1 protein-coding gene is annotated in these 325 nt (G+C 65.8%); it reads right to left on the reverse strand.

Annotated elements, in window-relative coordinates; genetic code table 11:
• Positions 1-325, reverse strand: a 325-nt coding sequence (locus tag M3180_RS22455; protein WP_251671643.1) for a collagen-like domain-containing protein, incomplete at both ends; no start/stop codon positions are given.

Below are 325 nucleotides of genomic sequence, written 5' to 3' on the forward strand. Positions count from 1 at the left end.
GGTCCGGTATCACCCGTTGGCCCAGTGTCACCCGTCGGTCCCGTGTCGCCAGTAGCTCCAGTGTCTCCGGTCGGTCCCGTGTCGCCTGTTGGTCCGGTCGCACCCGTTGGTCCGGTATCGCCAGTGGCTCCAGTATTGCCAGTAGCTCCAGTCGCGCCGGTGGCACCGGTGTCACCAATTGGCCCAGTATCTCCAGTTGGTCCGGTATCACCCGTTGGCCCAGTGTCACCCGTCGGTCCCGTGTCGCCAGTAGCTCCAGTGTCTCCGGTCGGTCCCGTGTCGCCTGTTGGTCCGGTCGCACCCGTTGGTCCGGTATCGCCAGTGG

It is taken from the genome of Paenibacillus camelliae (assembly GCF_023715345.1).
Lineage (GTDB): Bacteria > Bacillota > Bacilli > Paenibacillales > Paenibacillaceae > Pristimantibacillus > Pristimantibacillus camelliae.